Source organism: Pseudomonas sp. zfem003, assembly GCF_032621675.1.
Classification (GTDB): Bacteria; Pseudomonadota; Gammaproteobacteria; order Pseudomonadales; family Pseudomonadaceae; genus Metapseudomonas; species Metapseudomonas otitidis.
The window spans coordinates 53,584-79,251 of the sequence record NZ_JAVYJG010000014.1 but is presented as its reverse complement, the minus strand read 5'-3'; the positions used below and the strand labels follow the sequence as shown (position 1 = coordinate 79,251).

27 protein-coding genes are annotated in these 25,668 nt (G+C 69.6%); 12 read left to right on the top strand and 15 right to left on the bottom strand.

Going from position 1 to position 25,668, the window contains the following annotated elements; genetic code table 11:
• Positions 1 to 105: 105 nt before the first annotated feature.
• From tauB to RTK35_RS28595, 4 genes are all read left to right on the top strand, one after another.
• The gene (gene tauB / locus RTK35_RS28610) at positions 106 to 888 is read left to right on the top strand and encodes a taurine ABC transporter ATP-binding subunit (protein WP_316909568.1); all 783 of its coding nucleotides are present in this window, start codon (positions 106 to 108) and stop codon (positions 886 to 888) included.
• On the top strand, positions 885 to 1,715 hold the full coding sequence (gene tauC, locus RTK35_RS28605) for a taurine ABC transporter permease TauC (protein WP_074972339.1): 831 nt from the start codon (positions 885 to 887) through the stop codon (positions 1,713 to 1,715). The genes tauB and tauC overlap by 4 nt, the downstream gene beginning before the upstream one ends.
• A gap of 12 nt (positions 1,716 to 1,727) precedes the next feature.
• Complete coding sequence (tauD, locus tag RTK35_RS28600; protein WP_172434927.1) at positions 1,728 to 2,561, top strand: taurine dioxygenase; 834 nt, start codon at positions 1,728 to 1,730, stop codon at positions 2,559 to 2,561.
• A gap of 372 nt (positions 2,562 to 2,933) precedes the next feature.
• On the top strand, positions 2,934 to 3,329 hold the full coding sequence (locus RTK35_RS28595; RefSeq protein WP_044413902.1) for a hypothetical protein: 396 nt from the start codon (positions 2,934 to 2,936) through the stop codon (positions 3,327 to 3,329).
• Positions 3,330 to 3,353: 24 nt separating this feature from the next.
• Here RTK35_RS28595 and RTK35_RS28590 read toward each other — a convergent pair whose 3' ends face one another.
• Together RTK35_RS28590 and RTK35_RS28585 are read right to left on the bottom strand one after the other, a co-directional pair.
• Positions 3,354 to 4,544 (bottom strand): PLP-dependent aspartate aminotransferase family protein, encoded by a 1,191-nt coding sequence (locus RTK35_RS28590; RefSeq protein ID WP_316909567.1) that lies wholly within the window; start codon positions 4,542 to 4,544, stop codon positions 3,354 to 3,356.
• Positions 4,545 to 4,674: 130 nt separating this feature from the next.
• Complete coding sequence (locus RTK35_RS28585) at positions 4,675 to 5,457, bottom strand: MetQ/NlpA family ABC transporter substrate-binding protein (RefSeq protein WP_044413907.1); 783 nt, start codon at positions 5,455 to 5,457, stop codon at positions 4,675 to 4,677.
• Positions 5,458 to 5,739: 282 nt separating this feature from the next.
• Here RTK35_RS28585 and RTK35_RS28580 point away from each other — a divergent pair, with 282 nt between their 5' ends.
• From RTK35_RS28580 to tcyN, 4 genes are all read left to right on the top strand, one after another.
• Complete coding sequence (locus tag RTK35_RS28580) at positions 5,740 to 6,753, top strand: D-cysteine desulfhydrase (protein ID WP_316909566.1); 1,014 nt, start codon at positions 5,740 to 5,742, stop codon at positions 6,751 to 6,753.
• A 100-nt stretch (positions 6,754 to 6,853) separates the two neighbouring features.
• Positions 6,854 to 7,645 (top strand): cystine ABC transporter substrate-binding protein, encoded by a 792-nt coding sequence (tcyJ, locus tag RTK35_RS28575; RefSeq protein WP_316909565.1) that lies wholly within the window; start codon positions 6,854 to 6,856, stop codon positions 7,643 to 7,645.
• A complete protein-coding gene (gene tcyL / locus RTK35_RS28570; RefSeq protein WP_316909564.1) occupies positions 7,642 to 8,313 on the top strand; it encodes a cystine ABC transporter permease in 672 nt (223 codons plus the stop codon). Before tcyJ ends, tcyL begins: the two co-directional genes overlap by 4 nt.
• Positions 8,313 to 9,059, top strand: coding sequence for an L-cystine ABC transporter ATP-binding protein TcyN (gene tcyN, locus RTK35_RS28565; protein ID WP_044413919.1), 747 nt, complete (start codon positions 8,313 to 8,315; stop codon positions 9,057 to 9,059). Before tcyL ends, tcyN begins: the two co-directional genes overlap by 1 nt.
• A 284-nt stretch (positions 9,060 to 9,343) precedes the next feature.
• On the opposite strand, the gene RTK35_RS28560 is transcribed toward tcyN, so the two are convergent.
• The 4 genes from RTK35_RS28560 to RTK35_RS28545 all read right to left on the bottom strand — a co-directional run bounded on the left by RTK35_RS28560 (position 9,344) and on the right by RTK35_RS28545 (position 15,042).
• Positions 9,344 to 10,273, bottom strand: coding sequence for a sulfonate ABC transporter substrate-binding protein (locus tag RTK35_RS28560; protein ID WP_236212429.1), 930 nt, complete (start codon positions 10,271 to 10,273; stop codon positions 9,344 to 9,346).
• 2 nt (positions 10,274 to 10,275) lie between these two features.
• On the bottom strand, positions 10,276 to 11,319 hold the full coding sequence (gene mgrA / locus RTK35_RS28555; protein WP_160481470.1) for an L-glyceraldehyde 3-phosphate reductase: 1,044 nt from the start codon (positions 11,317 to 11,319) through the stop codon (positions 10,276 to 10,278).
• A 56-nt stretch (positions 11,320 to 11,375) separates the two neighbouring features.
• A complete protein-coding gene (locus RTK35_RS28550; protein WP_316909563.1) occupies positions 11,376 to 12,707 on the bottom strand; it encodes an LLM class flavin-dependent oxidoreductase in 1,332 nt (443 codons plus the stop codon).
• 79 nt (positions 12,708 to 12,786) lie between these two features.
• A complete protein-coding gene (locus RTK35_RS28545) occupies positions 12,787 to 15,042 on the bottom strand; it encodes a TonB-dependent receptor (protein WP_410478721.1) in 2,256 nt (751 codons plus the stop codon).
• Positions 15,043 to 15,259: 217 nt separating this feature from the next.
• Between RTK35_RS28545 and RTK35_RS28540 the strand changes: the two genes are divergently transcribed.
• From RTK35_RS28540 to RTK35_RS28530, 3 genes are all read left to right on the top strand, one after another.
• The gene (locus RTK35_RS28540; RefSeq protein WP_044407171.1) at positions 15,260 to 16,294 is read left to right on the top strand and encodes a LacI family DNA-binding transcriptional regulator; all 1,035 of its coding nucleotides are present in this window, start codon (positions 15,260 to 15,262) and stop codon (positions 16,292 to 16,294) included.
• Positions 16,295 to 16,331: 37 nt separating this feature from the next.
• Positions 16,332 to 17,522: an MFS transporter gene (locus RTK35_RS28535; RefSeq protein WP_316909561.1), complete on the top strand. Its 1,191-nt coding sequence runs from the start codon at positions 16,332 to 16,334 to the stop codon at positions 17,520 to 17,522.
• A gap of 301 nt (positions 17,523 to 17,823) precedes the next feature.
• On the top strand, positions 17,824 to 18,189 hold the full coding sequence (locus tag RTK35_RS28530; RefSeq protein ID WP_142013510.1) for a nuclear transport factor 2 family protein: 366 nt from the start codon (positions 17,824 to 17,826) through the stop codon (positions 18,187 to 18,189).
• Positions 18,190 to 18,245: 56 nt separating this feature from the next.
• On the opposite strand, the gene RTK35_RS28525 is transcribed toward RTK35_RS28530, so the two are convergent.
• Both RTK35_RS28525 and RTK35_RS28520 read right to left on the bottom strand, forming a co-directional pair.
• Complete coding sequence (locus RTK35_RS28525) at positions 18,246 to 19,160, bottom strand: sigma 54-interacting transcriptional regulator (protein WP_044407162.1); 915 nt, start codon at positions 19,158 to 19,160, stop codon at positions 18,246 to 18,248.
• A 74-nt stretch (positions 19,161 to 19,234) separates the two neighbouring features.
• Complete coding sequence (locus RTK35_RS28520) at positions 19,235 to 19,816, bottom strand: alpha/beta hydrolase (protein WP_316909560.1); 582 nt, start codon at positions 19,814 to 19,816, stop codon at positions 19,235 to 19,237.
• Between the two features lie 180 nt (positions 19,817 to 19,996).
• Here RTK35_RS28520 and RTK35_RS28515 point away from each other — a divergent pair, with 180 nt between their 5' ends.
• A complete protein-coding gene (locus tag RTK35_RS28515; protein ID WP_044407156.1) occupies positions 19,997 to 20,917 on the top strand; it encodes a LysR substrate-binding domain-containing protein in 921 nt (306 codons plus the stop codon).
• A gap of 28 nt (positions 20,918 to 20,945) precedes the next feature.
• Here RTK35_RS28515 and madM read toward each other — a convergent pair whose 3' ends face one another.
• The 7 genes from madM to RTK35_RS28480 all read right to left on the bottom strand — a co-directional run bounded on the left by madM (position 20,946) and on the right by RTK35_RS28480 (position 25,668).
• A complete protein-coding gene (gene madM / locus RTK35_RS28510; protein WP_172434936.1) occupies positions 20,946 to 21,710 on the bottom strand; it encodes a malonate transporter subunit MadM in 765 nt (254 codons plus the stop codon).
• A gap of 5 nt (positions 21,711 to 21,715) precedes the next feature.
• The gene (madL, locus tag RTK35_RS28505) at positions 21,716 to 22,120 is read right to left on the bottom strand and encodes a malonate transporter subunit MadL (protein ID WP_142013503.1); all 405 of its coding nucleotides are present in this window, start codon (positions 22,118 to 22,120) and stop codon (positions 21,716 to 21,718) included.
• 61 nt (positions 22,121 to 22,181) lie between these two features.
• Positions 22,182 to 23,108, bottom strand: a complete 927-nt coding sequence (mdcH, locus tag RTK35_RS28500; protein WP_316909559.1) for a malonate decarboxylase subunit epsilon — start codon at positions 23,106 to 23,108, stop codon at positions 22,182 to 22,184.
• Entirely contained in the window at positions 23,105 to 23,719 is a 615-nt protein-coding gene (locus RTK35_RS28495; protein WP_316909558.1) for a malonate decarboxylase holo-ACP synthase, read from the bottom strand. The genes mdcH and RTK35_RS28495 overlap by 4 nt, the downstream gene beginning before the upstream one ends.
• A 20-nt stretch (positions 23,720 to 23,739) precedes the next feature.
• Entirely contained in the window at positions 23,740 to 24,525 is a 786-nt protein-coding gene (mdcE, locus tag RTK35_RS28490) for a biotin-independent malonate decarboxylase subunit gamma (RefSeq protein ID WP_316909557.1), read from the bottom strand.
• Entirely contained in the window at positions 24,522 to 25,376 is an 855-nt protein-coding gene (locus RTK35_RS28485; protein WP_268193549.1) for a biotin-independent malonate decarboxylase subunit beta, read from the bottom strand. The genes mdcE and RTK35_RS28485 overlap by 4 nt, the downstream gene beginning before the upstream one ends.
• Positions 25,369 to 25,668: a malonate decarboxylase subunit delta gene (locus tag RTK35_RS28480; protein WP_044407138.1), complete on the bottom strand. Its 300-nt coding sequence runs from the start codon at positions 25,666 to 25,668 to the stop codon at positions 25,369 to 25,371. Before RTK35_RS28480 ends, RTK35_RS28485 begins: the two co-directional genes overlap by 8 nt.

The following is a 25,668-nucleotide window of genomic DNA, read 5'->3' as shown; positions in this document are numbered from 1 at the left end:
GTTGAAAACGACCTGGGCTTGCTCACTTGCAGCAGCCCCGGTCGTTTGCGACTGGCCCCGCTCCAGCTCGCTCGATCCGACACATTCAGAAGAGCGCAAAAGAAAATGGCCTTACTCCAGCTGGAGCGCATCAGCGCACAGTACCCCGGCACGGCCGAGCCGGTACTGACCGACATCTCCCTCACCCTCGGGCCACAGCAGCTGCTGGTCGCCCTGGGGCCCTCCGGCAGCGGCAAGACCACGCTGCTCAACCTCATCGCCGGCTTCGTGCCCCCCAGCGACGGTCGCATCAGCCTCGACGGCAAGCCCGTGCAGGGCCCCTCCGCCGAGCGTGGGGTGGTGTTCCAGGACGACGCCCTGCTGCCCTGGCAGAACGTCCTCGGCAACGTCGCCTTCGGCCTCGAACTGGCCGGCGTGCCCCGTGCGCGGCGCGAAGCCAAGGCCCGCGATATGCTCGCCCTGGTCGACCTCGCCGGCTTCGAGAAGCGGCAGGTCTGGGAACTCTCCGGGGGCCAGCGCCAGCGCGTCGGCATTGCCCGGGCCCTGGCCGCCGACCCGCGCGTGCTGCTGATGGACGAACCCTTCGGCGCCCTCGACGCCTTCACCCGCGAACAGATGCAGGAGCTGCTGCTGCAGGTCTGGCAGCGCGCCGCCAAGCCGGTGTTCCTGATCACCCACGACATCGAGGAAGCGGTGTTCCTCGCCACCGACCTGATCCTCCTGTCACCCAACCCCGGCCGCATCAGCGAGCGCCTGACCCTCGACTTCGGCCGCCGCTACGCCGCCGGCGAGAGCGCACGGGCGATCAAGTCCGACCGGGCCTTCATCGAAACCCGCGAACACGTCCTCGCCCAGGTCTTCGCCGAACGGCAAAGGAGAAGCGCATGAGCAGCCTCGACCTGCCCCTGCCGGAAAACAAGGCAGCGGCCCCCGCACCCCGCACCTGGCGCCTCTCCACCTTCGCCATCAGCAGCCTGACCCTCGTCGGCTTGCTGCTGGCCTGGTGGGCGGTGACCACCGCCGGCCTGATCGAGCCGCTGTTCCTGCCCAGCCCCCAGGCGGTGCTGCGCAAGGGCTGGCAGCTGGCCACCCAGGGCTACATGGATTCCAGCCTCTGGGCGCACCTGCTGGCCAGCCTCGCACGCATCGGCACCGCCCTGCTGGCCGCCGTGCTCACCGCCATCCCGCTGGGCATCGCCATCGGCCGCAACCGCATCGCCCACGGCATCTTCGACCCGCTGATCGAGTTCTACCGGCCGATCCCGCCGCTGGCCTACCTGCCACTGATCGTCATCTGGTGCGGCATCGGCGAGCTGTCCAAGGTGCTGCTGATCTTCCTCGCCATCTTCGCCCCCATCGCCATCGCCACCGCCACCGGCGTGCGCAACGTCAACCCGGCGCGCCTGCGCGCAGCGCAGTCCCTCGGTGCCACCCCGGCGCAGCTGATCCGCCACGTGGTCCTGCCCAGCGCCTTGCCGGACATCCTCACCGGCGTGCGCATCGGCCTCGGCGTCGGCTGGTCGACCCTGGTCGCCGCCGAACTGGTGGCCGCCACCCAGGGCCTCGGCTTCATGGTCCAGTCGGCCGCGCAGTTCCTGGTCACCGACGTCGTGGTGCTCGGCATCCTGGTCATCGCCCTGGTCGCCTTCGCCCTGGAACTCGGCCTGCGCACCCTGCAACGCAAGCTCGTGCCCTGGCACGGGCAGAACCACTGATCGAGGCCCGTCATGCCCCTGCACATCACCCCCCTCAGCCCCGCCCTCGGCGCCCTCGTCGGCGGCGTCGACCTGCGCGAGCCGCTGAGCGCCGAACACCGCGATGGCATCGAGGCCGCCCTGCTCAAGCACCAGGTGCTGTTCTTCCGCGCCCAGCCCCTGGAGCCCACCCAGCAGGCACGCTTCGCCGCCCAGTTCGGCGACCTGCACATCCACCCCATCTACCCCAACATCCCCGAGCAGCCGGAAGTGCTGGTGCTCGACACCGCCGTCACCGACGTGCGCGACAACGCCCTCTGGCACACCGACGTGACCTTCATGGAAACCCCGGCCCTGGGCGCCGTGCTCAGCGCCAAGCTGCTGCCGCCGGTGGGAGGCGACACCCTCTGGGCCAGCAGCAGCGCCGCCTTCGAAGCGCTGTCGGCGCCGCTGCAGCGGATGCTCGAAGGCCTCACCGCCACCCACGACCTGGCCCGCTCCTTCCCCGAGGAGCGCTTCAGCCTGACGGCGGAGGAACGCGAGAAGCTGGAAGCGGCCAAGCGCAAGCACCCGCCGGTCAGCCACCCGGTGGTGCGCACCCACCCGGTCACCGGGCGCAAGGGGCTGTTCGTCAGCGAAGGCTTCACCACCCGCATCAACGAGCTGTCGGCGGCGGAAAGCGACGCCCTGCTGCGTTTCCTCTTCGCCCACGCCACCCGCCCGGAGTTCACCCTGCGCTGGCGCTGGCAGGAGAACGACGTGGCCTTCTGGGACAACCGCATCACCCAGCACTTCGCCGTCGACGACTACCGACCCGCCCGCCGCGTGATGCACCGCGCCACCATCCTCGGCGACAAGCCGTTCTGAACGGTCCCCTCCCGCTCCGATACGGAGCGGGGGCGAGCCGCTTGTCCACCGATCTTCGGACGGGTCCGAATGGCCTTCTGCCAGCCTTTTGCCAAGGCGCAACGCAGTTCCTGAAACCGGTGTGAACGTCGTTGCAAAGCTGGCCGTTGACCCCTTCTGCGGGTGGAACTATCGCTATGCTGAGGCCCCTAACAGGCTGTTGAAGAAACTAACTGCGTTGCCGTTGCGGCGTTGAAAACGCCCTCAAAATGCTCATTTACGACCGTAAACTGCGCTTTTTCGGACGTTTTCGCCTTGCATCGGCTGCCTCGTTCACGTTTTTCAACGGCCTGTTAAAGCAGTGTGTTCCACCACCGTCAGGGCCCGTCAGCCATGAGTGCAGCCATCTACATCGTTCCTGAGAAACCCGTCGCCGGGCTCGATGATTTCGTCCACGGCAGTACCGTCGTCCAGGTGGACGAAGTCGAGGTCGACGACCTCTGCAAACGGCTCAAGGTGAAGTCGCTGTGGGACTTCGTCAGCCAGGATCCGAACGAGTTCGCCGACCTGCTCGAAGGCCTCGAACTGGACGACCAGCTCGCCTGCGAGCAGTGGTTCAGCCCCGAGGACGGGCTGCGCACCGTGCGTGCCCTGCAGGGGCACCTGGTGAGCCAGCCGCGTTCGCTGTCCAACGCCGATGCCTTCCTCGAAGACCTGCAGGACTACGAGTGGGTGCTCAGCGCCCTCGCCGAGCAGGACGTGCGCTGGCATTTCGCCGTCGCCGTCTGAGCCCTCCCCCGGGCCCGGGGCCGGTCAGAGCCGGTCCAGGGCCTGCACGAAGTCGCCGATGATGTCGGCGGCATCCTCGATCCCCACCGACACGCGGATGGTCCCCTCGTGGATGTCCAGCTCCGCCAGGGCCTCGGCCGACAGGGCGCGGTGGCTGGTCTTGCCCGGGTGGGTGATGCTGCTGGCCACACCGGCCAGCGAGGGCGCGAACGCGGTGCGCTGCAGGCCGCGGATCAGGCCGTCCACCTCCGCCAGGCCGCCCTTGAGGGTGAAGCTCAGCATGCCCGAGGCACCCTTGGGGAACAGCCGCTGGGCCAGCGCGAAGTCCGGGTGCGAGGGCAGCCCCGGGTAGAACACCTTCGCCACCTGCGGATGGGCCTCCAGCGCTTCGGCCAGGGCCTGGGCGTTGGCCGAGTGGGCCTTCATGCGCAGGGCCAGGGTCTTGGCGCCACGGAAGGTCAGCCAGGCTTCGAAGGGGCTGGAACTGCCGCCGGCATTGATCTGGAAGCGCCGCGCCTGGGCGATCCACTCGGCGTCGCCGACGAGGATGCCGCCGGTGGCGTCGCTGTGGCCGTTGAGGTACTTGGTGGTGCTGTGCAGCACCAGGTCGGCGCCAGCGGCCAGCGGGTTGTAGAGCGCCGGCGAGAGGAAGGTGTTGTCCACCAGCAGCTTGAGCCCATGGGCCTTGGCCAGCTTGGCCAGGGCGGGGATGTCGCTGATGCGCACCAGCGGGTTGGAGGCCGTCTCGGTGTAGATCAGCCGCGTGGCCGGGGTGATGGCCGCCTCCACCGCCGCCAGGTCGTTGATCTCCACCAGGGTGGCGGTGATGCCGAAGCGCGCCAGCTCCTTCTCGATCAGGCTCTGGGTGGTGCCGTACAGCTCGCGGCTGGCGATCAGGTGGTCGCCGGCATTCAGCAGCCCCAGCAGCGCCGCGCTCACCGAGGCCATGCCGGAAGCGGAGAACAGCGCCGCCTCGCCACCTTCCAGGTCCCGCACCAGTTGCTCCAGCGCCGCCTGGTTGGGGTTGGCGATGCGGGTGTACATGTAGTTGTCCGGGTTGCCGGCGAGGAAGTCGTCCACCTGCTCCAGGTTGTCGTAGACGAACACCGAGGACTCGTAGATGGGCAGCGTCTTCGGGCGGGTGACCATCTGCTGGTCGACGTCGTTGCCGCTGTGCACCGCGCGGGTGGAAAGGCCGGGTCTGGATTCAGGCATGGAGTCCTCCGAGAAATCGTGCGGAATGGGGGCAATGCCACCACATAAAAAAAGAACGCCGACGATAGTCGAGACTCGTCGGCGTGAGGAGAGGCGCGGCGTTCGCCGCACCACCGTGGCTTGCGGTTGATCAGAAGGCCGGCACGACCGCGCCGGAGTATTTCTGCTCGATGAAGGCCTTCACTTCCGGGCTGGTCAGCGCGGCGGAGAGTTTCTTGATGGCGTCGCTGTCCTTGTTGTCAGGACGGGCCACCAGGTAGTTCACGTAGGGCGAGCTGCGGTCTTCCAGCACCAGCGCGTCCTTGGACGGGTTGAGCTTGGCCTCCAGCGCGTAGTTGGTGTTGATCAGCGCCAGGTCGACCTGGTTCAGCACGCGCGGCAGGAGGGCCGCTTCCAGCTCCTTGAACTTGAAGTGGTGCGGGTTCTCGGCGATGTCCTTCGGGGTCGCCAGGGCGTTGCTCGGGTCCTTCAGCTTCAGCAGGCCGGATTTCTGCAGCAGGAGCAGGGCACGGCCGCTGTTGCTGCCCTCGTTGGGGATGGCGATGGTGGCGCCATCCGGCAGGTCCTTCAGGGATTTGTACTTGCTGGAGTAACCGCCGAAGGGCTCGACGTGCACGCCCTGCACGATCACCAGGTGGGTGCCCTTGCCGCTGTTGAAGTTGTCCAGGTAGGGCTTGGTCTGGAAGTAGTTGGCGTCCAGGCGCTTCTCTTCCACCTGCACGTTGGGTTGCACGTAGTCGGTGAACACCTTCACCTCCAGATCGACCCCTTCCTTCGCCAGCTGCGGCTTGATCAGTTCGAGGATCTCGGCGTGGGGCACCGGGGTGGCGGCGACGACGAGCTTCTCGCCGGCGTGGGCCAGGGTGACGGAAAGGGCGGCAGCCAGAGCGGTCAACAGCAGGGACTTCTTCATGATGTTCCTTGATCTCAGGGGCTCCGGCTGGATCGTCAGCCATGAGCGGGGGTTCGGGTCCCGGCCTGGATGGTGCCGGGTTGGAGCGGACGTTACGGTGATTTTTTATAACGAACAAATACCAATTTTTTATTCATATATTCTTTTATGGAATTAAAAGACACCCCAGCCCGTACCCGACGCAGCCCCCGTGCCCACATCGAATGTCGCCCTCGTGAATTGCCTGACCCGGCCGGCCTCACTAGAGTGGCGGCCTGTACCAGACACCCTCGGATGCCCGCCATGCTCGCCACTGCCCTCGCCCGCTTTCCCCGCCTGGAACTGGTCACCGCACCGACCCCGCTGGAAAAGCTGGAGCGCCTCTCCCGGGAGCTGGGGCGCGGCCTGTACGTCAAGCGCGACGACCTGACCCCCTTCGCCCTCGGCGGCAACAAGGTGCGCAAGCTCGAATACCTCGCCCAGGACGCCCTGGCCCAGGGCGCGGACGTGCTGGTCACCGCCGGCGCCATCCAGTCCAACCATGTGCGCCAGACCGCCGCCCTGGCCGCTCGCCTGGGCCTGGGTTGCGTGGCCCTGCTGGAAAACCCCATCGGCACCACCGACCGCAACTACCTGGAGAACGGCAACCGCCTGCTGCTGGACCTGTTCGGCACCGAGGTGCAGCGGGTGCCCAACCTCGACAACGCCGACCAGTTGCTGGCCGAGGCCGCCGAGCGCCTGCGCGCCGAAGGCCGCACCCCCTACGTGGTGCCCATCGGCGGCTCCAACGCCCTCGGCGCCCTGGGCTACGTGCGCGCCGGCCTGGAACTGGCCGAGCAGATCAAGGCCAGCGGCGAGCGCTTCGCCGCCGTGGTACTCGCCTCCGGCAGCGCCGGCACCCACGCCGGGCTCGCCCTGGCCCTGGAACACGCCCTGCCCGGCACCCGCGTGGTGGGCGTCACCGTGTCGCGCCCCGACGCCACCCAGCGCCCCAAGGTGGAAGGCCTGCTGCAGCGCACCGCCGAGCTGCTGGGCGTGCCGGTGCCCAACGGCCTGAAGGTGGAGCTGTGGGACCAGTACTTCGCCCCGCGCTACGGCGAAGCCAATGCCGGCACCCTCGCCGCCGTACGCCGTGCCGCCGCCTGTGAAGGGCTGCTGCTGGACCCGGTCTACACCGGCAAGGCCTTCGCCGGCCTGCTGGACGGCATCGCCCGCCAGGCCTTCGACGGCGACGGTCCGCTGCTGTTCCTGCACACCGGCGGCTCACCGGCGCTGTTCGCCTATCATCCAGCGGGTGATGCGAACCACGACTTATAACCAGAAAGGCATTTTCTGTTTTTTATGTATTTAAACGAATATATGGAACTCCCTTAGAGTGGCGACCCTCCATTCGCCAACTGCCCCCGCGAGGCCCCTTATGCACGCAGCAACTCTCCGTCGTCCCGCCCTCTTCGCCAGCCTGGCACTGGCCCTCGGTCTCGGCCTGGCCGGCACCGCCGCCGCCGACCTGAAGGACATCCAGCAGAAAGGCGCCCTGAAGATCGGCCTGGAAGGCACCTACCCGCCCTTCAACTACCAGGACGAGAGCGGCAAGCTCACCGGCTTCGAAGTCGAGCTGGCACAAGCCCTGGCCAAGGAGCTGGGCGTGAAGGCCGAGTTCCAGCCGACCAAGTGGGACGGCATCCTCGCCGCCCTGGAATCCCGTCGCCTGGACGTGGCCATCAACCAGGTGACCATCTCCGAAGAGCGCAAGAAGAAGTACGACTTCACCACCCCCTACACCGTCTCCGGCATCCAGGCCCTGGTGCGCAAGGGCAAGGAAGGCGAGATCAATACCGCCGCCGACCTGGCCGGCAAGAAGGTCGGCGTGGGCCTGGGCACCAACTACGAGCAGTGGCTGAAGGAGAACGTCCCGCAGGCCGACATCCGCACCTACGACGACGACCCCACCAAGTTCCAGGACCTCAATGTCGGCCGCATCGACGTGATCCTGGTGGACCGCCTGGCCGCCTTCGAAATGGTCGACAAGACCGGCGGCCGCCTGGCCGTGGCCGGCGAGCCCTTCTCCCGCCAGGAGTCCGGCATCGCCCTGCGCAAGGGCAACCCCGAATTGCTCGCCGCGCTGGACAAGGCCCTGGCCAAGCTCAAGGCCGACGGCACCCTCAAGGCCCTGTCCGAGAAGTGGTTCAAGGCTGACGTGACCCAATGATCGAAGACGGCAGCCTGCAACTGGTGCTGGATTCCGCGCCCTTCCTGTTGAAGGGCGCGCTCTACACCGTAGTCCTCAGCCTCGGCGGCATGTTCTTCGGCCTGCTGCTGGGCTTCGCCCTGGCCCTGGCGCGCCTCTACGCCATCGCCCCGGTGCGCGGCCTGGCGCGGGTCTACGTGTCGTTCTTCCGCGGCACCCCGCTGCTGGTGCAGCTGTTCATCATCTACTACGGCCTGCCCCAGCTCGGCCTGGAGCTGAGCCCGCTGCTGGCGGCGCTGATCGGCTTCTCGCTGAACATGGCCGCCTACACCTCGGAGATCCTCCGCGCCGCCATCGCCTCCATCGACAAGGGGCAATGGGAAGCCGCCGCCAGCATCGGCATGAGCCGCAGCCAGGCGCTGACGCGCGTCATTCTCCCGCAGGCCGCGCGCACCGCCCTGCCGCCGCTGGGCAACAGCTTCATCTCGCTGGTCAAGGACACCGCCCTGGCCGCCACCATCCAGGTGCCGGAGCTGTTCCGCCAGGCGCAGCTGATCACCGCGCGCACCTTCGAGATCTTCACCATGTACCTGGCCGCCGCGCTGATGTACTGGGTGCTGGCCACCCTGCTGGCCCACGTCCAGGCGCGCCTTGAGGCCCGGGTCAACCGCCACGAACAGGACAGCTGATGATCACCGTCCGTAACCTGACCAAGTCCTTCAAGGGCCAGGCGGTGCTCAAGGGCATCGACCTGACCATCGAGCCGGGCGAAGTGGTCGCCATCATCGGCCCCAGCGGCTCGGGCAAGACCACCCTGCTGCGCTGCCTCAACCTGCTGGAAGAGCCCGACGGCGGCACCCTCCAGCTGGGGCGGATCGAGATCGACGCCAACCAGCCCCTGAAGCAGCAGCAATGGCTGATCCGCCAGCTGCGCCAGCACGTCGGCTTCGTGTTCCAGAACTTCAATCTCTTCCCCCACCGCACCGCGCTGGAGAACGTCATCGAAGGCCCGGTGGTGGTGAAGAAGGAACCCCGCGAGCGCGCCATCGCACGGGCCCGCGCGCTGCTGGCCAAGGTCGGCCTGGCGGGCAAGGAAGACGCCTATCCCAAGCGCCTTTCCGGCGGCCAGCAACAGCGGGTGGCCATCGCCCGCGCCCTGGCGATGGAACCGGACGTGATCCTCTTCGACGAACCCACCTCCGCCCTCGACCCCGAGCTGGTGGGCGAGGTGCTGACCACCATCCGCGGCCTGGCCGAGGAGAAGCGCACCATGGTCATCGTCACCCACGAGATGAGCTTCGCCCGCGACGTGGCCAACCGCGCGATCTTCATCGACAAGGGCGTGATCGTCGAACAGGGCGACGCCAAGACCCTGTTCAGCGCCCCCAAGGAAGAACGCACCCGGCAATTCCTCGCCAAGTTCCTGGTGGGCTAACGCCTATCGCTCTTGATCCTGTAGGGGCGACTTCAGTCGCCAAGCGGGCCACAGGCCCGCCCTGCGGAATCCATGGGACCGCTGCACGATCCTCGGGCGAATGAATTCGCCCCTACAGCCGTGGCCCATTCGCCCCCTCAAACCGCTCGTTCCAACGCCCTCTGTAGGGGCGACTTCAGTCGCCAAGCGGGCCACAGGCCCGCCCTGCGGATTCCATGGGACCGCTGCGCGGTCCTCGGGCGAATGAATTCGCCCCTACACGACCAAAGCCCATGCCTCGGCCTCTACGGCCGCCACACCGCACTCCCGACATCCACCCGCTTCGGCAGCAGCCGGTTCTCCAGGAACAGGTCCGCCGTGCGCTGCTGGGCGGCGGCGATGTCGTCGGTGACCGGGCCGATGGGCGAGGCCGGGCGGTGCTGGAAGCTGCGCTCGATCACCGCCGGGGGCAGGCCCATGAACTTCGCCAGCAGGGCGATGCTGCCGTCGCGGTCGCTGCGGGTCAGGGCCTCGGCCTCGGAGATCACCCCCAGCACCTGCTGCACGAACGCCGGGTCGGCCTCGGCGTAGCCCCGCGCGGCCAGGTAGAAGGGCCCGCTCAGCCCCAGCCCCTCGCCATTGGCCAGCAGTCGTGCATGGCCCTCCAGTTCCATGGCCGAGTAGTAGGGGTCCCAGATCGCCCAGGCGTCCACGCTGCCCTGCTCGAAGGCGGCGCGGGCATCGGCCGGGGTGAGGAACAGCGGCTGGATGTCGGCCATGGACAGCCCCGCCGCCTTGAGCGCGCGCAGCAGCAGGTTGTGGGCGCTGGAGCCCTTCTGGAAGGCCACCTTGCGCCCCTTGAGCTCGGCCACCGAGCGGATCGGGCTGCCCTCCGGTACCAGGATCACCTCGGCCTGGGGCTTGGGCGGTTCGGCGCCGACGTAGAGCAGGTCGGCCCCGGCGGCCTGGGCGAAGATCGGCGGGATGTCGCCGGTGGAGCCCAGATCCAGGCTGCCGACGTTCAGCGCTTCGAGCATCTGCGGGCCGGCGGGGAATTCGATCCACTGCACCCGGGTGGCGGGGAAGCGCTGCTCCAGCAGGCCGTGCTCCTTGGCCAGCACCAGGCTGGCGGAGCCCTTCTGGTAGCCGATGCGCAGGGTCGCGGGGTCGGCCAGGGCGCCCTGTGCCAGGGCCAGCAGCGCCAGCAACGCGGCGCCCAGTCGAAGTCGTTGCATGCTCAGGCCTGCCAGTCGGTGGAGGGTTTTTCCCAGAGGTTGATGCCGCCTTCCACGGCGTGGCGGTCGATCTCCGCCAGCTCCTCGGCACTGAAGGCGAGGTTGTCCAGGGCGGCGACGTTCTCGACGATCTGCTCCGGGCGGCTGGCGCCGATCAGCGCCGAGGTCACCCGCGCATCGCGCAGGGTCCAGGCCAGCGCCAGCTGGGCCAGGCTCTGGCCCCGGCGCCGGGCGATCTCCGCAAGGGCGCGAGCGCGGGCGATGTTGGCCTCGGCCAGGTGCTCCGGGCGCAGCGAGGCGCCGCCGGGGCGGTTGACCCGCGCATCCGCCGGCACGCCGGCGAGGTACTTGTCGGTGAGCAGGCCCTGGGCCAGCGGGGTGAAGGCGATGACGCCGGTGCCCAGTTCCTCGGTGGTGGCCAGCAGGTCCTTCTCCACCCAGCGGTTGAACAGGTTGTAGGCCGGCTGGTGGATCAGCAGCGGCACCTTCCACTCCCGCAGCAGCGCGGCGAGCTCGCGGGTCTTGCCCGCCGAATAGGACGAGATGCCCACGTACAGCGCCTTGCCCTGCTGCACCGCGCTGGCCAGGGCGCCGGCGGTTTCCTCCAGGGGCGTGTCGGGGTCGAAGCGGTGGGAATAGAAGATGTCCACATAGTCCAGCCCCAGGCGCGCCAGGCTCTGGTCAAGGCTGGAGAGCAGGTACTTGCGCGAGCTGCCGCCCTGGCCGTAGGGGCCGGGCCACATGTCCCAGCCGGCCTTGGTGGAGATCACCAGCTCATCGCGGTAGGCGCGGAAGTCTTCCTTGAGCAGGCGGCCGAAGTTGATCTCGGCGCTGCCGTAGGGCGGGCCGTAGTTGTTGGCCAGGTCGAAGTGGTTGATGCCCAGGTCGAAGGCGGTGCGCAGCAGGGCGCGCTGGGTGTCGAGGGGCGTGGCGTCGCCGAAGTTGTGCCACAGCCCCAGGGACAGGGCCGGCAGCACCAGCCCGCTGCGGCCGACGCGGCGATAGGGGATGCGCTCGTAGCGGTCGGGAGCGGCGATGTAGGTCATGGATGGGTCTCGCTTCAGGTTGTCGGGACCCCGCTGGCGCGGGGCCCCGGTGAATGTCAGGCAGGGCGGGCGAAGCGGTTCGCCGGCCGCGCCAGGCCGAGGTGTTCGCGCAGGGTGCGGCCCTGGTACTCGGTGCGGAACAGGCCGCGCCGCTGCAACTCCGGCACCACCTGGGTGGCGAAGTCCTCCAGGCCGGCCGGCAGGTGCGGCACCAGCACGTTGAAGCCGTCGGCGGCGCGGCCTTCGAACCAGGCCTGCAGCTCGTCGGCGATCTGCGTCGGGGTGCCGATCAGGCTGTGGTGGCCGCGCCCGCCGGCGATGCGCCGGCCGAGCTGGGCCAGGGTGAGGTTCTCCTGCCCGGCCAGCTCGGTGAGCAGCTTCTGCCGGCTCTGCTGGCCGTCCTGGGTCAGCGGCAGCTCGGGCAGCGGGCCGTCCAGCGGGTATTCGGAGAGATCGAAGTTGCCGAGCATGCGCCCCAGCAGGGCGACGCCGACGCGGGGCTCCACCAGCGCCTGGAACGCCTCGAACTTCTCCTTCGCCTCAGCCTCGCTGGCGCCGACGACGACGAAGGCGCCGGGCATGATCTTCAGCTCGTCCTCGCGGCGGCCGAACCTGGCCAGGCGCCCCTTGAGGTCGGCGTAGAAGGCCTGGGCCTTGGCCAGGGAGGTCTGCGCGGTGAACACCACGTCGGCGGTCTCGGCGGCCAGCTCGCGGCCGGTCTCGGAGGAGCCGGCCTGCACCACCACCGGCCGGCCCTGGGGCGAGCGGGCGACATTGAGCGGGCCCTGCACACGGAAGTGCTCGCCCTGGTGGGCGAGCACGTGGAGTTTGCCCGGGTCGTAGTACTGGCCGCTGGCCTTGTCGCGGAGGAAGGCGTCGTCCTCCCAGCTGTCCCACAGGCCGGTGACCACCTGGTGGAACTCCCGGGCGCGGGCGTAGCGCTCGGCATGGCCCAGGTGGGCCTCGCGGTTGAAGTTGAGCGCCTCGGCGGCGGCGTCGGAGGTCACCAGGTTCCAGCCCGAGCGGCCGCCGGAGATGTGGTCCAGCGAGGCGAACTTGCGCGCCACGTGGTACGGCTCGTTGTAGCTGGTGGTGACGGTGCTCACCAGGCCGATGCGCTCGGTGACGGCGGCCAGGGCGCTGAGCAGGGTCAGCGGTTCGAAGTAGGTGGAGCGGGCCATGTGACTGGCGATGTCGCTGGTGGGCGCGGCGACGCTGTCGGCGACGAACAGGGCGTCGAACTTCGCCGCTTCGGCGATGCGTGCCAGGTGTCTGTACTGGGCGAAGTCGAGGGTGTCGGCGGGAACGTCCGGGTGGCGCCAGGCGGCCACGTGGTGACCGGTGGCCATCAGGAAGGCGCCGAGGGAGAGCTGTCGGGATCGGGTCATGGTGTCGTTACCGGGGTCGGTGGGAGTGCCGCCCGGCCGCTCTGCGGCGGCTCGGGCGGTTCCTGCACGCAGGCGCGGGTCAGAAGTCGAAATCCTTGCGCAGCTGGACGCCGAAGTAGCGCTCGTCGTCCCGTGGCACGGCGCGGTAGATGTAGCTGCCGCCGCTGGCCAGGGACTGGGCGTAGGAGGTGTCGGCGAGGTTCTTGCCCAGCAGCGCCACGCGCCAGCCGGCGTTGTAGTCGGCCAGGGCGACGCTGGCGTTCCAGATGCCGTAGGCGCCCTGCACGGTGTCCGGGTTCTGGTCGAGGCTGAACTGCACCTCGTCCTGCCAGCTGTAGTCGGTGGACAGTTCCACATCCAGGCCGTTGTCCAGCGGGATGCTGTAGTCGGCGCGCACGTAGACCTTCCAGTCCGGGGTGAAGGGCAAGCGGCCGCCGTCGATGTTGCAGGTGGCGGCGGCGCCGGGCGGGCAGTTGAAGTGGTCCACCCGCGCCTTGGTGTAGGCCAGGGCGGCGGACAGCTTGAGCTGGCGAGTGGCCTGGAAGCTGGTGTCCAGCTCCACGCCCTGGGTCTTCACGCTGCCGGCGTTGATCAGGCGGGTCACCACCTGGTTGGCCACGGTGTCGAAGAAGTTCGCCTGGTAGTCGTCGTAGTCGGTGTGGAACACCGCCAGGTTGGCGCTCAGGCGCTTGTCCAGGGCGGTGGCCTTGAGGCCCAGCTCGTAGGAGTCGGAGGTCTCCGGCTTGAGCGCCCCGGTGTCGCGCGGCTGCATGTTGAAGAACACGTTGTAGGCCGGCCCCTTGTAGCCGCGCGAGTAGGTGGCGTAGCCCATCAGGTCGTCGCTGAAGTCGTACTGCAGGCCGGTGCGGCCGGACCAGCCGTCCTCGTCCACCGAACCCGAGCTTGCGGTGGAGGGCTGGATGCCGGTGACGGCGGTGGCGGAGGTGGACGTGCGGCGGTGGTCGTACTCCAGGTCGTCGTGGGTCCAGCGCAGGCCGAACAGCGCGCGGAAGTCGTCGGTGAGGTTGAAGGTGTTCTCGCCGAACAGCGCGACGCTGTCGTTGGTCACGCTGTAGTCGGCGCGGCCGCTGTTGGGGGTACCGCCGTTGACCGACAGGCGCCGGTAGGTCTCCTCGGAGCGGCCATGGAAGTAGTAGGCGCCGACCACGTATTCGTTGAAGCCGCCCTTGGGCGAGGCCAGGCGGAACTCCTGGGAGTACTGGTCGTAGTCCACCTCGCCCTTGTCGTGGGAGGCGGTCAGCGGTAGCTGCGCCGAGCGGTCGCCGTCCTGGTACTGGGTGTTGTCCCAGCCGCGCCAGGCGGTGATGGAGGTGAGGGTGAAGTCGCCCAGCTTCCAGTCCACCTGCCCGGACAGGCCGCTGTTGGTGTCCTCGACGTAGGTCTTGTAGTCGCTGCGGATGTCGCGGTTGTGGTCGCTCGGCACCACCGGGCGCAGGGCGCTGGCGAAGGCTGCGCTGCTGGTGGAGGTGATCACGCCGCTGGGCAGGGTGTCCTCGCCCTCCATGCGGTCGGCGATCAGGGTCACCTTGAGCGCGTCGTCCGGCTCGAACACCAGCTTGCCGCGCACGCCCTTGCGGTCGTAGCCGTTGACGTCATGGCCGTTGGCGACGTTCTCGACGTTGCCGTCGTAGCGCCCCAGCAGGGTGCTCAGGGAGCCTTTCAGGGTGTCGCTCAGGCGTCCGCCGATGCCGAAGCGCAGGCGGTTCTCGTTGCCGCCGCCGAAGTGCGAGTAGTCCACGTAGCCGTGGCCCTGCTCGGGCGGGTCCTGGCTGACGATGTTGAGCACGCCGGCCGAGGCGTTCTTGCCGAACAGGGTGCCCTGGGGGCCGCGCAGCACTTCGATGCGCTCCAGGTCCAGCAGGTCCAGGGTGGATTGCCCGGGGCGGCCGAACACCACGCCGTCCACCACCGTGGCCACCGTGGGCTCGACCCCCGGCGAGGTGGAGATGGTGCCGACGCCACGGATGAACAGCGAGGTGTCCTTGTTGGAGGCACCGGTGCGGTAGTTGAGGGTCGGCACCTGCTGGACGATGGCGCCGACGTTGTTGCGGTTGTCGCGCTCCAGCTGCTCGCCCTGCACCACGGAGACGGCCACCGGTACGTCCTGCAGGCTGGCTTCGCGGCGGGTGGCGGTGACGGTCACCGTCTTCAGCGTGGGCGCGGCCTTCTGGCCGTCGGCGGTGCTATCGGGGGTGCGCTCGGCGGCCCCGGCGGCGCTCCCCAGCGCCGCCAGGAGGATGCCGATGGCCAGCGGGCTGCGGCGCCCGCCGTGGGAGGTGCGAAGGCCGCGCGGTGCGGCCGGATTGCTGTGGATGCTCATGCTCGTTTCACTGCCCTGCGGAGACCAGACGTGCCTGCTGCGTGGCAGGCTCCTTGTGGGCTGTCGCGGTCTGGTCTCGCTCGTGCGAGTGGCAGCAAAAAGGCAGACAGCCGTGCTTTGTTAGCGCTAACATCGCCAGTATCCGAGCGACACCAATAGATCGTCAAATAATTAAAAATTACTTTTATATGCCTACAAGGATGGTCAATCCATGAGCAGCCCCCGCAAGCGCCGAGGCGCGGGACGCGTCACCCTCAGCGCCGTGGCCGAGCGCGTCGGCGTTTCCGCCATCACCGTGTCGCGCTACTTCAACCAGCCGGAGCAGGTCTCCGAGGAACTGCGCGGGCGCATCGAAACGGCGGTGGCCGAGCTGGGCTACGTGCCCAACCTTGTGGCCGGCGGCCTGGCCTCGGCGCGCGGACGTATCGTCGGCATGGTCATCCCCAACATCTCCGGGCCGATCTTCGCCAACACGATCCAGGGCTTCAGCGACACCCTGGCGCGCCACGGCTACCAGCTGCTGCTGGCCTCCAGCTACTTCTCCGAGGAACAGGAAGAGAGCGCCGTGCGCGCCTTCCTCGGCTGGTCGCCGGCGGCCCTGGTGGTCACCAGTCATTTCCACAGCCCCGGCACCGAGAAGATGCTCGCCGAGGCGGACATCCCGGTCGTCGAGGTCTGGGACTACCAGCCCGAGCGCGCGCCGATGCAGGTGGGATTCCTCCACCGCGACGTGGGCGTCGCCGCCGCCCGCTACCTGCTGGACAAGGGGCACACGCGCATCGCCTTCGTGCAGAACAGCGCCGCCGGCGACTTCAGCGCCCTGGACCGCCGCGACGGCTACGCCGACACCCTGCGCGCCGCCGGCCACGAGCCCTGGGTCTTCGTGCCCAGCAGCGGGCTGGCGCCCTTCGAGGCCGGCAAGCAGGCCATGGAGGCGCTGATGAAGCGCTCGCCACGGCCGGACGCGATCATCTTCGCCAACGACAACCTCGCCGCCGGCGGCCTGCTCGCCGGCCAGCGGGCGGGCCTGGACCTGCCGGGCGACTGCGCGGTGATGGGCTTCGGCGACTACCCGTTCGCCGAGATGCTGCTGCCCAGCCTCACCACCATCCGACCGCCGGCGCTGGAGATCGGCGAGCGCGCCGCCACCCGGGTGCTGGAGGCACTGGGCGTGCTGCCGGTGGAGGGCGAGGTGGAGCGCCTGAATCTGCTCGACTGCCAGGTCATCGCCCGGGAAAGCGCGTAGAATCCGCGCCCCCTCGCAACAAGCCCTGCCTCTTGCCATGAATCCCTCGACCCTTCTCTCCCTCCCCCTGCTCGCCCTGGCCCTTGGCGGCTTCGTCGTCGGCAGCAGTGAATTCATCATCATGGGCCTGCTGCCCGAGGTGGCCCAGGACCTCTCCGTGAGCCTCTCCGACGCCGGCCTGCTGGTCAGCGCCTACGCCATGGGCGTGGTCATCGGCGCGCCGCTGCTGGGCCCGCTGCTGGGGCGCCTGCCACGGCGCCAGGCGCTGCTCTGGCTGATGGGCGCCTATGCCTTGGGCAACCTCGCCTGCGCCCTGGCCCCCAGCTACGAATGGCTGCTGGCGGCGCGCATGTTCACCGCCTTCAGCCATGCCGGTTTCTTCGGCTGCGCCACCCTGCTGGCCGCCGAGCTGGCGCCGCCCCATCGCCGCGCCTCGGCCATGGCACTGGTGCTCAGCGGGCTGACCATCGCCAACGTGCTCGGGGTACCGGCCGGCGCCTGGCTGGGCCAGGCCACCAGTTGGCGGGTGACCTTCATGGTGGTGGCGGGCCTGGGCCTGCTGACGCTGCTGGCGCAGTTCCTCTGGCTGCCGGCCACCGCCAGGCCGCAGCCCAATGCCGCCGGCGCCTGGGACGGCATCTTCCGGCGCCCGGTGCTGCATGCGCTGGGGGTGTGCAGCCTGTCGTCGGTGGCGCTGTTCGGCGTGTTCACCTACATCAGCCCGCTGCTGCGTGATGTCTCCGGCTTCAGCCCGGAGCACGCCAATTTCGCCCTGCTGCTGTTCGGCATCGGCCTGACCCTCGGCAACCTGTTGGGCGGGCGCCTGGCGGACAAGGGCTTCCGCTTCGCCCTGCCCGGGGCCTTCGCGGTGAGTGCGTTGTGCCTGGTGGGGCTGTTCGTCTTCGCCCAGATGCCGGTGCTGGCGCTGGCCTGCCTGTTCCTCTGGGGCGTGGCGAGCTTCGCCATCTCCTCGCCGCTGCAATTGCTGCTGGTGGAACAGGCCGGCGAGTCCGCCAGCCTCGCCGCCACCCTCAGCCACGCGGCCTTCAACCTGGGCAACGCCAGCGGTGCATTCGTCGGCGGCCTGTGGCTGAGCACCGGGATGGGCCTGGCCAACCTGCCGCTGATGGGCGTGGCCGTGCTGGTCGCCACCCTGCTGGTGTGCCTGCCCCTGCCCCGCCTGCGCGCCACCCGCGAGCGCCTCCAGGCGGCCGGGCAGATCCATTGATCCAGGCCCCGTGGGGTGACGCTGCACCCGTAGGAGGGATCGCGCTTCGCCGATCCACCGCCCAGCTCCGAGCCGCGCGCCGTGCATCGGGGCGATGGGCTTCGCGTAGCTCAGCCCATCCTACGGACGACAGGGCGCTGCATCCGTGGGGTGATCTCGCTTCATCGATCCACCGTCCAGCTCCAAGCCGCGCGCCGTGCATCGAGGACGATTGAGGGTTCGCGGTACGGAACCCCGGGAGCTGCGGGATCGGCCCGGGCGGGCTAGGCTCTGGCCTTTCCCACGCGACAGGAGCACGGACATGGAAGCGGAACGCCAGGCCATCGAGGCGGTGGTACGGGATTACGTGGAAGGCATGGTGCGGGCGGACGCGACGCTGTTGCGCAGCGCCTTCCACCCCGACAGCCGCATCGTCGGGCACTTCGGCCCGGACCTGCAGTGGCTCTCGCCGGAAGCCTTCATCGCCGGCCTGCAGGCCAAGGGGCCGGTGGTGGCCGAGGGCGAAGCGCCGGTGTGGCGGCTGGAGTCCCTGGACCTCACCGGCGACACCGCCCTGGCCAAGGTCACCGACGTCTACGCCGGCCTGGACTTCACCGATTACCTCTCGCTGCTGAAGATCGACGGCCGCTGGCGCATCGTGCACAAGCTGTTCCACCTGCACGGCTAAGGCCTGCCTCCGGGTGGGTCACATCGCGTCGACCCACCCCTTGCCCCCTCGACGCCCTACCCCGCCAGCACCTCGGCGAACAGCTGCCGCAGGTTGTCCACATCGTTGGCCGCCAGCTGCCGCAGCTGCTGGGCGAGCTGTGCATAACTCGGTGCGGGCGGCAGGTTGAGGTGGTGCGGCAGGATCTCCTCGCCGTCGCTCACCAGCAGGGCGAAGTGGATGCTGTTCTCCAGCTCGCGGGTGTTGCCCGGCCAGGGGTAGCCCTCCAGCGCCGCCTGGGCCTGGGCGCCGATCAACGGCAGCGGCAGGTCGAGGCGCTGGGCGTAGATGCCGAGGAAGTACTCGGCCAGCGGCAGGATGTCGTCCGGGCGTTCGCGCAGCGGCGGCAGTTCCACGCGCCCTTCGTTGAGGTACTGGTAGAGCCGCTCGTCGAACTTGCCGGCACGCACCGCCTGGGCCAGGTCGATGCTGGTGGCGGCCACCAGGCGCACGTCCACCGGGGTCGGCTGCTGGGCGCCGACGCGGGTCACCTCGCGGCTTTCCAGGGCCGCCAGCAGGCGCGCCTGGAGCGGCAGCGGCAGGTCGCCGATCTCGTCCAGGTAGAGCGTCCCGCCGTTGGCCGAGCCGAACCAGCCGGCGCGGCTGCTGGCCGAGCCGGCATGGGCGCCGGGGGCGTGGCCGAACAGCTCGGCCTCGGCGTAGGCCTTGCTGATGGCGCCGCAGTTGACCGCGACGAACAGCCCCGGCCGCTCGCTGGCGCGGTGGATCTGCCGCGCCAGCAGTTCCTTGCCGGTGCCGGTCTCGCCCTGGATCAGCACCGGCACGGCGGCCGGTGCCAGGTGTTCTATTTCCTCCCGCAGGCGCCGCGAACGGGCATCGACGAACACCAGCGCACGGGCACGGATGCTCAGCGGGCTGCGGTCGGCGTCGGCGAAGGTCAGCAGGGGTTGGCCATTGGCTGGCTGGCTCATGGACGAAATCTCCCGCCGGGGCCTGCGCGCTGGCGGGTCCCGGACGTCACGCGATGAATGGAGGCGCGCCCGGCTCAGGCGCGCAGGCGGGCCAGTTGCTCGATGCGCCCCTGCAGGCGGTAGAGGTAGGCGAAGCCCTGCTCCCAGCGCTGGTGGCCGGACTTCACGTTGATGTGCCCGGCGCCGGCGAGGATGGCCGGCTCGGCGCCCCAGTCACAGGCCAGTTGCAGGGCCCGCTGCGGGCTGGCCGCGTGGTCGTTGTCGGAGCCCACCAGCAGCGTGGGGAACGGCAGGGCCGTGCGGGGGATCGGCGCGAAGCCGGTGAGCGCCTCCGGGCAGCCGGGGCGCTCCACATCCGCCGGGGCGACCAGCAGCGCACCGCGCACCCGGCGCAGCACGTCCGGGTCGGCCTGGGCCGCCCAGTGGGCCACGGTGACGCAGCCCAGGCTGTGGGCGACGAGGATCACCGGCGTGCGCTCGGCATCGATGGCCCGCTCCAGCGCCGCCACCCAGGCCGCGCGGTCGGGTTGGTCCCAATCGGCCTGCTCCACCCGCTGCGCGTTGGGCAGCGTGCGCTCCCAGTGGCTCTGCCAATGGTCGTCGGGGGAGCCCTGCCATCCTGGCAGGATCAAGTAGCGAATGGCCTGGCTGCGCATGGCGAGCCCTCCTTGCGAGACGTTCGATGAAGGGCAGTCTAGGGGCTCGTCATATATCTGTTAAGGAATAAGAATTTATTTACTTATGCATTATTAGCTTATAGCTGCAGGTCATCCTCGCCCCGCCAGACCGAACGAGTAGGATGAGCCCCTCGCTCCCCAGCACCGGAACACGGCGCCATGCAGATCGACGACGAGCTGACCCTGAAGAAACTGGAGACCTTCCTCGCCTTCATGCGCGCGGGCAACCTGTCCCGCGCGGCGGCGGCGCTGGGCACCAGCAACGTCAGCGTGCACCGCGCCATCCACTCCCTGGAGAGCGCCCTGCGCTGCCCGCTGTTCAAGCACGAGGGGCGCAACCTGACGCCGCTGGAAAGCGCCTACGTGCTGGAGGAGAAGGCCCAGAAGCTGGTGCAGGACGTGCTCGACATGGTGCGCCTGACCCGCGAGGCGGCGGGCTTTTCCGCCGAGCGCTTCAAGCTCGGTGCGCTCTATTCGTTGACGGTGAAGACCGTGCCGCAACTGGTGATGGGCCTGAAGATCCGCCGCAGCGAGCTGAACATCGACCTCACCCTGGGCTCCAACGCCGACCTGCTCTACCGCCTGAAGAACCTGGAGCTGGACGCCATGCTGGTGTCCCTCGACGAGAGCGTCAGCGACCCGGACTGCGAGCAGCTGCCGCTGTTCTCCGACGACATCTTCCTCGCCGTGCCCACCGACTCGCCCTTCGCCGAGCAGCCGGAGGTGGACCTGGCGGACCTGGCCGACTCCACCTTCATCACCCTCACCCAGGGCTTCGCCACCCACCGCGACGGCGCGCGGGTGTTCCAGCAGGCGGGCTTCGAGCCGAAGGTGGCGATGCAGGTGAACGACATCTTCACCCTGCTCAGCATGGTCAGCTCCGGGGTCGGCTACGCCCTGCTGCCCGGGCGCATCGCGGCGGTGTACGAGAACCGCGTGAAGCTCATCCCGCTGCAGGCACGCTACCGCCTGCAGCAGCACATCGGCGTGGTCTTCCTCAAGGCCCGCGAGCGCGACCCCAACCTGCTCGCGCTGCTGGCCGAATGCCGCATGTACAGCCTGCGGCAGGGCCCGCACTGACCGCCGTCGTAAAACCCGGGCGAGCCCCTCAGCCGGCCAGGCCGCGCATCATGAAGAACAGCAGCGACGGGCCCAGCAGGCAGCCCAGGGCGGTGTAGAAGGCGGCGGTCAGGCAACCGTAGGGCACCAGCTTCGGATCGGTGGCCGCCAGGCCCCCGGCCACGCCGCTGGAGGTCCCCATCAGGCCGCCGAAGATCACCGCCGTGCGCGGGTTGTCGAGGCCGATGAAGGGCGCGACGAAGGGCGTCGCCACCATCACCAGGATGGCCTTCACCAGGCCGGCGGCAATGGACAGCGCCATCACCTCGGAGCTGGCGCCGATGGCCGCGCCGGTCACCGGGCCGACGATGTAGGTCACCGCCCCCGCGCCGATGGTGGTCAGGCTCACCGCGTCGGTGTAGCCGAAGGCCAGCGCCACGCCGACCCCAGCGACGAAGGAGGTGCCGATGCCGAAGAACAGCGCCACCACCCCGGACACGCCGGCGCGCTTGAGTTCCTCGATGTTCACCCCGAAGGCCGTGGCGACGATGGCGAAGTCCCGCAGCATGGCGCCGCCCAGCAGGCCGATGCCGGACAGCAGCGGCACGTCCACCAGGCCCTTCTGCCCGCCGGTCATCACGCCGCCCACGTAGGACAGCACCAGGCCGAGGAAGATGGCGATGGCCGAGCCGTGCAGGCGGCCCCGCGTCAGCTTGTCGGAGAGCCAGTAGGACAGCCACATGGTGACGCCGATGACGGCGAAGCCGCTGATCAGCCCGTAGCCGTTGATCACTTTCAGCATGGATTCGTACATGGCGGTCACCGTTGCGCAGGCTTCAGGGCATCAGCGGCGGCTGCCGCGTCGGGCTTCTTTTGGCCGAGGCGGTCCAGCACCGGGACCATGGCGAAGCCGAGGACCACCGCCGCGATGCCGGCGAGGATCGCCATGGGCCCGCCGGACAGCGCGCCGAGCACGTTCTGCTGGGCGGCCATGGCGACCACGATGGGGATGTAGATGGCGCTCCAGAATTCCACGCCCTGCTCGCTCTTGGCGCCCATCAGGCCGCGCTTGTGCAGGGCGCTGCCGACGAAGATGAGCAGCAGCATGGCGATGCCGACACCGCCGACGTTGGCGGGAACGCCCAGGAGCTTGCCCAGGAGTTCGCCGATGAACAGGCCGACAAGGGTACACAGGGCCAGGAAGGCCACACCGTAGATGATCATTGTTGTTGTCCTCGTGTTCGGGTCGAAGTGGCTTGTTTTTATCCTTCGAGTTGCACGGCGTTTATCGGGAGTGCTCCACCTCCTGGCGCAACAGGGCGTCCAGCGTATCCAGGCGGGCGCCCTGAAAGGCGATCACCGTCCCTTTTTCGAACACCCGCCGCGCCAGGCCGCTGAGTACGGCGCCGGGGGGCAGCTCGATGAACAGGCCCACGCCGCGCTCATAGGCGGTGCGCAGGGTGCCGTGCCAGTCGACCACGCGGCACATGTTGAAGGCGAGGTCGTCGCGCAGGCGCTCCGGGTCGTGGATCAGCCGCGCGGTGGTGCCGCTGAGGTAGCGGATCGCCGGGCGCCGCAGCGGCACCTCGGCGAAGGCCGCCGCCAGCTCACGGGCCGGCGCTTCCAGCAGTGGGCAGTGGGACGGCACGCTCATTGCCAGGCGCTTCGCCAGACCGGCCCCCAGGGCGCGGGCCCGTTCGGCGACGGCGGCCATGGCGGCGTCGCTGCCGGCGATGACGATCTGGTTGTCGGCGTTGAGGTTGCCGATGAACACCGGGCCCTCGGCCTCGGCCAGCAGCCCTTCCACCGTGGTCAGGTCCAGCCCCTGCAGGGCGGTCATGCCGTAGCCCTGTGGATAAGCCCGCTGCATCAGCTCGCCACGCAGGGCCACCAGGCGCAGGGCATCGGCGAAGTCCAGGGCGCCGGCCACCACCGCCGCCGGGTAGGCGCCGATGGACAGCCCGGCCACGTAGTCCGGCGCCGGGCTGCGCGCCAGCAGCAGGCGGGCGCTGGCGACCCCGGCGATGAGCAGGCAGAGCTGCACCGCACGGGTGGAACGCAGGGCCTCGGCGCTGTCGAGCCGGGCCAGGCCCTCCCCCAGCACCTCGGCGGCCTCGCCCAGGCAGGCACGCACTTCCGGCGCTGCCGGCAGGGCCTGGAGCATGCCGGGCTGCTGGGCACCCTGGCCGGGGAAGGCGAACAGGCTGCTCATGCCACGTCCTCCAGGGGCTGCCAGGGGTTATCCACAAGCCGCGCGCCAGCGTCGCACTTGAGCAGCACGCGACGGGCGCTGCCGCCCCACTCGCGCAGGGCCACGCCGCCCTGGGGCGTCTGCAGTTGCAGGTCGACGCGGCAGGGCAGGTCTTCGAACAGCACCAGCAGCTCCCGCGCCCAGGCGCGCGGCAGGGGCTCGGCGGTGCGCAGCAGCAGGTCGAGGTCACTCTCCGCGTGCAGCACGTCGCGCCCGGTGGCGAGCTGGTAGCCCACCCCGCCAGTGGGGCCCCAGGGCAGGCCGAGGGCGTCCATCAAGGGCGTCACCTGGGCCAGGGCCCGCAGGGCCGGCAGTTCCCCCGGCGCGCGCAGGCGCAGTTGCTCGGGGGCGAGGCGCCGCTGCACGGCGGCGACCGGCATGCAGGCGGCGAAACGCTCGGCGCGGGTGGCGCCACGCACCCCCACGGCCACCTGGCCCGCCGGGCAGCACGCACGGCGCACCACCACCGGTTGCCCGGCGGCCAGCACCTGCCGCGCCCAGGCCGGGGCCTCGGCAGGCAACCGGTCCGGGGCCAGGCCCCAGAGCAGGTCGTGTGGCTGGAGGCGGTCCATGGCGGGCTCCCGGCCGGGCCTTACCACTGCGCCCGCAACTGGGCACGCACCGCCGAGGAGGCGGCGCGGTTCTCGGCGCCCAGGCGGTTGGACAGGTCGGTGCCGGTGCCGATATCCGCCACGGCGCGCACCAGGCAGTCGCGCACCCGGTCGAGGTCGGCGGCGCCGGGGCTGTCGGGGTTATCCACAGCCAAGCGCTCCCAGAGCAGGCCGAGGGAAGCGTAGTTGTCCAGGTCGTAGGCCATGGGCGGCACCTTGGCCGCCAGGGCTTCCAGCTCGTCGACGCTGCGCAGGGTGATGCGCGCGGCAGCGGCCTTGCCCATGGCGTGGACCATCACCCCGGCGTCGTCCAGGGCGATCAGCCGCTGGGCCTGGTAGCCGTGGGCGAGGAAGGCGCCGGACATGGCCTTGCCCACCAGCAGGCCGATCACCGGGTGCCCGGCAAGGCGGGCACGGGCGTAGGCGTCCACTGCGCCGGCCAGGGCCTGGTGGATCCCCAAGGCTTCTTCGCGGCGGCCGTAGGCCTGGCTGGGCACGTCCACCACGGCCACCAGCACGCGCTTGTCGGCACGCCCCGCATCGGCCTGGATGGCGTCATCCACGGCCTTGGCCAGGCCCCAGCCTTCCAGCAGCCCCACCTCGCCGTTGCGGGCGCGGGGGAAGGGGTTGCGCGGGTCGGGCACCACGGCGATGAAGCGCGCGGCACGGCTGCCCACCTCGCCGTCGATCACCTGCACCGAAGCGGGGAAGCCCGCCAGCGGGATACCGCCGGCCAGGCCGTGCAGCCAGTTCAGTCCTCGGCTCATTGCAGCTCTCCCTGGTAGAGGGCGCGCACCTGGGCGGCGTCCAGTTGGTCACAGTCTTCCCCCAGCCGGGCCAGGCGGGCGAGGAATTCGTCGGGGCGGCGGCAGCGCGGGGCAGCGGGTTCGCCAGCCGCCAAAAGGCCGGCCAGGGCCTCGCGCAGGGCGGCCACGTCATCGGCCACGTAGGCGTCGGCCAGGCCGCAGGCGTGGCGCTGTTCGCCACCGGTGAGGCTCCAGATGAAGGGCCGGTCGCGGGCGTCGTACTCCTCGATGCCGGCTTCCTGCTCGATCACCTGGGGGCCGTTGAGGCCCAGGCGCGCCTCGCGGGTCACCAGCAGGTGGCTGCACAGGCCGGCAGCGATGGACATGCCGCCGAAGCAGCCGACGGCACCGGCGATCACGCCCACCACCGGCTGGTGCTGGCGCAGGGCGACGATGGCGGCCTGGATCTCGGCGATGGCGGCCAGGCCCAGGTTGGCTTCCTGCAGGCGCACGCCGCCGGTTTCCAGCAGCAGCACGGCGGCAGTGGGGATGCCCTGGCGGTTGTCTTCCACCGCCAGCTCCAGTGCGCCGGCGATCTTGGCACCGCCGACCTCGCCCAGGCTGCCGCCCTGGAAGGCGCCCTCGATGGCGGCGATCACCAGGGGGCGGCCGTCGAGGCTGCCCTTGGCCACCACCACGCCGTCATCGGCCTGGGGCACGATGCCCTGCTGCACCAGCCAGGGCGACATGACGCGATCAAAGGGGCCGAGCAGTTCGCGGAAGCTGCCGTCGTCCAGCAGCGCGCGGGCGCGCTGGCGGGCACCCAGTTCGACGAAGCTGCGGGCCGCCAGCAGGCGGGCGGTATCAGTCATGGGCCACCTCCTCCAGGGCCTGCTCCAGGCGCAGGCGCACCACCCCCGGCGTGGCGCCGAAGTCGTGGATGTCGATGTTCAAGGCCGGCAGCTGCTGGCCGGCGAAGAGGCGCTGGAACAGCTGCGTCCAGCGCGGGCCGCTGCCGTTCACCGAGGTGATCACCTGGATCGCCAGGGTGCCGGCACGGCCGGGCTCCAGCAGCACTTCCAGGTCGCCGGAGCCGACGCAGCCCACCAGGGCGCGGCCGCGAGCGGGTTGCCCGGCGGGGAATTCGAAGGTCAGGGTTTCCAT

Bases quoted from the DNA above. Each gene is read 5' to 3' on its own strand.
- mdcE (WP_316909557.1), bottom strand. From the start codon at position 24,525: ATGAGCCGAGGACTGAACTGGCTGCACGGCCTGGCCGGCGGTATCCCG.
- mgrA (WP_160481470.1), bottom strand. From the start codon at position 11,319: ATGACCTACATCGCCGCTCCCGACCGCTACGAGCGCATCCCCTATCGC.
- tauC (WP_074972339.1), top strand. From the start codon at position 885: ATGAGCAGCCTCGACCTGCCCCTGCCGGAAAACAAGGCAGCGGCCCCC.
- RTK35_RS28560 (WP_236212429.1), bottom strand. From the start codon at position 10,273: ATGCAACGACTTCGACTGGGCGCCGCGTTGCTGGCGCTGCTGGCCCTG.
- RTK35_RS28520 (WP_316909560.1), bottom strand. From the start codon at position 19,816: ATGCGCAGCCAGGCCATTCGCTACTTGATCCTGCCAGGATGGCAGGGC.
- RTK35_RS28550 (WP_316909563.1), bottom strand. From the start codon at position 12,707: ATGACCCGATCCCGACAGCTCTCCCTCGGCGCCTTCCTGATGGCCACC.
- RTK35_RS28540 (WP_044407171.1), top strand. From the start codon at position 15,260: ATGAGCAGCCCCCGCAAGCGCCGAGGCGCGGGACGCGTCACCCTCAGC.
- RTK35_RS28535 (WP_316909561.1), top strand. From the start codon at position 16,332: ATGAATCCCTCGACCCTTCTCTCCCTCCCCCTGCTCGCCCTGGCCCTT.
- tcyL (WP_316909564.1), top strand. From the start codon at position 7,642: ATGATCGAAGACGGCAGCCTGCAACTGGTGCTGGATTCCGCGCCCTTC.
- tcyJ (WP_316909565.1), top strand. From the start codon at position 6,854: ATGCACGCAGCAACTCTCCGTCGTCCCGCCCTCTTCGCCAGCCTGGCA.
- RTK35_RS28585 (WP_044413907.1), bottom strand. From the start codon at position 5,457: ATGAAGAAGTCCCTGCTGTTGACCGCTCTGGCTGCCGCCCTTTCCGTC.
- tauB (WP_316909568.1), top strand. From the start codon at position 106: ATGGCCTTACTCCAGCTGGAGCGCATCAGCGCACAGTACCCCGGCACG.
- RTK35_RS28595 (WP_044413902.1), top strand. From the start codon at position 2,934: ATGAGTGCAGCCATCTACATCGTTCCTGAGAAACCCGTCGCCGGGCTC.
- madM (WP_172434936.1), bottom strand. From the start codon at position 21,710: ATGTACGAATCCATGCTGAAAGTGATCAACGGCTACGGGCTGATCAGC.
- madL (WP_142013503.1), bottom strand. From the start codon at position 22,120: ATGATCATCTACGGTGTGGCCTTCCTGGCCCTGTGTACCCTTGTCGGC.
- RTK35_RS28525 (WP_044407162.1), bottom strand. From the start codon at position 19,160: ATGAGCCAGCCAGCCAATGGCCAACCCCTGCTGACCTTCGCCGACGCC.
- RTK35_RS28515 (WP_044407156.1), top strand. From the start codon at position 19,997: ATGCAGATCGACGACGAGCTGACCCTGAAGAAACTGGAGACCTTCCTC.
- RTK35_RS28480 (WP_044407138.1), bottom strand. From the start codon at position 25,668: ATGGAAACCCTGACCTTCGAATTCCCCGCCGGGCAACCCGCTCGCGGC.
- tauD (WP_172434927.1), top strand. From the start codon at position 1,728: ATGCCCCTGCACATCACCCCCCTCAGCCCCGCCCTCGGCGCCCTCGTC.
- tcyN (WP_044413919.1), top strand. From the start codon at position 8,313: ATGATCACCGTCCGTAACCTGACCAAGTCCTTCAAGGGCCAGGCGGTG.
- RTK35_RS28580 (WP_316909566.1), top strand. From the start codon at position 5,740: ATGCTCGCCACTGCCCTCGCCCGCTTTCCCCGCCTGGAACTGGTCACC.
- RTK35_RS28485 (WP_268193549.1), bottom strand. From the start codon at position 25,376: ATGACTGATACCGCCCGCCTGCTGGCGGCCCGCAGCTTCGTCGAACTG.
- RTK35_RS28530 (WP_142013510.1), top strand. From the start codon at position 17,824: ATGGAAGCGGAACGCCAGGCCATCGAGGCGGTGGTACGGGATTACGTG.
- mdcH (WP_316909559.1), bottom strand. From the start codon at position 23,108: ATGAGCAGCCTGTTCGCCTTCCCCGGCCAGGGTGCCCAGCAGCCCGGC.
- RTK35_RS28590 (WP_316909567.1), bottom strand. From the start codon at position 4,544: ATGCCTGAATCCAGACCCGGCCTTTCCACCCGCGCGGTGCACAGCGGC.
- RTK35_RS28495 (WP_316909558.1), bottom strand. From the start codon at position 23,719: ATGGACCGCCTCCAGCCACACGACCTGCTCTGGGGCCTGGCCCCGGAC.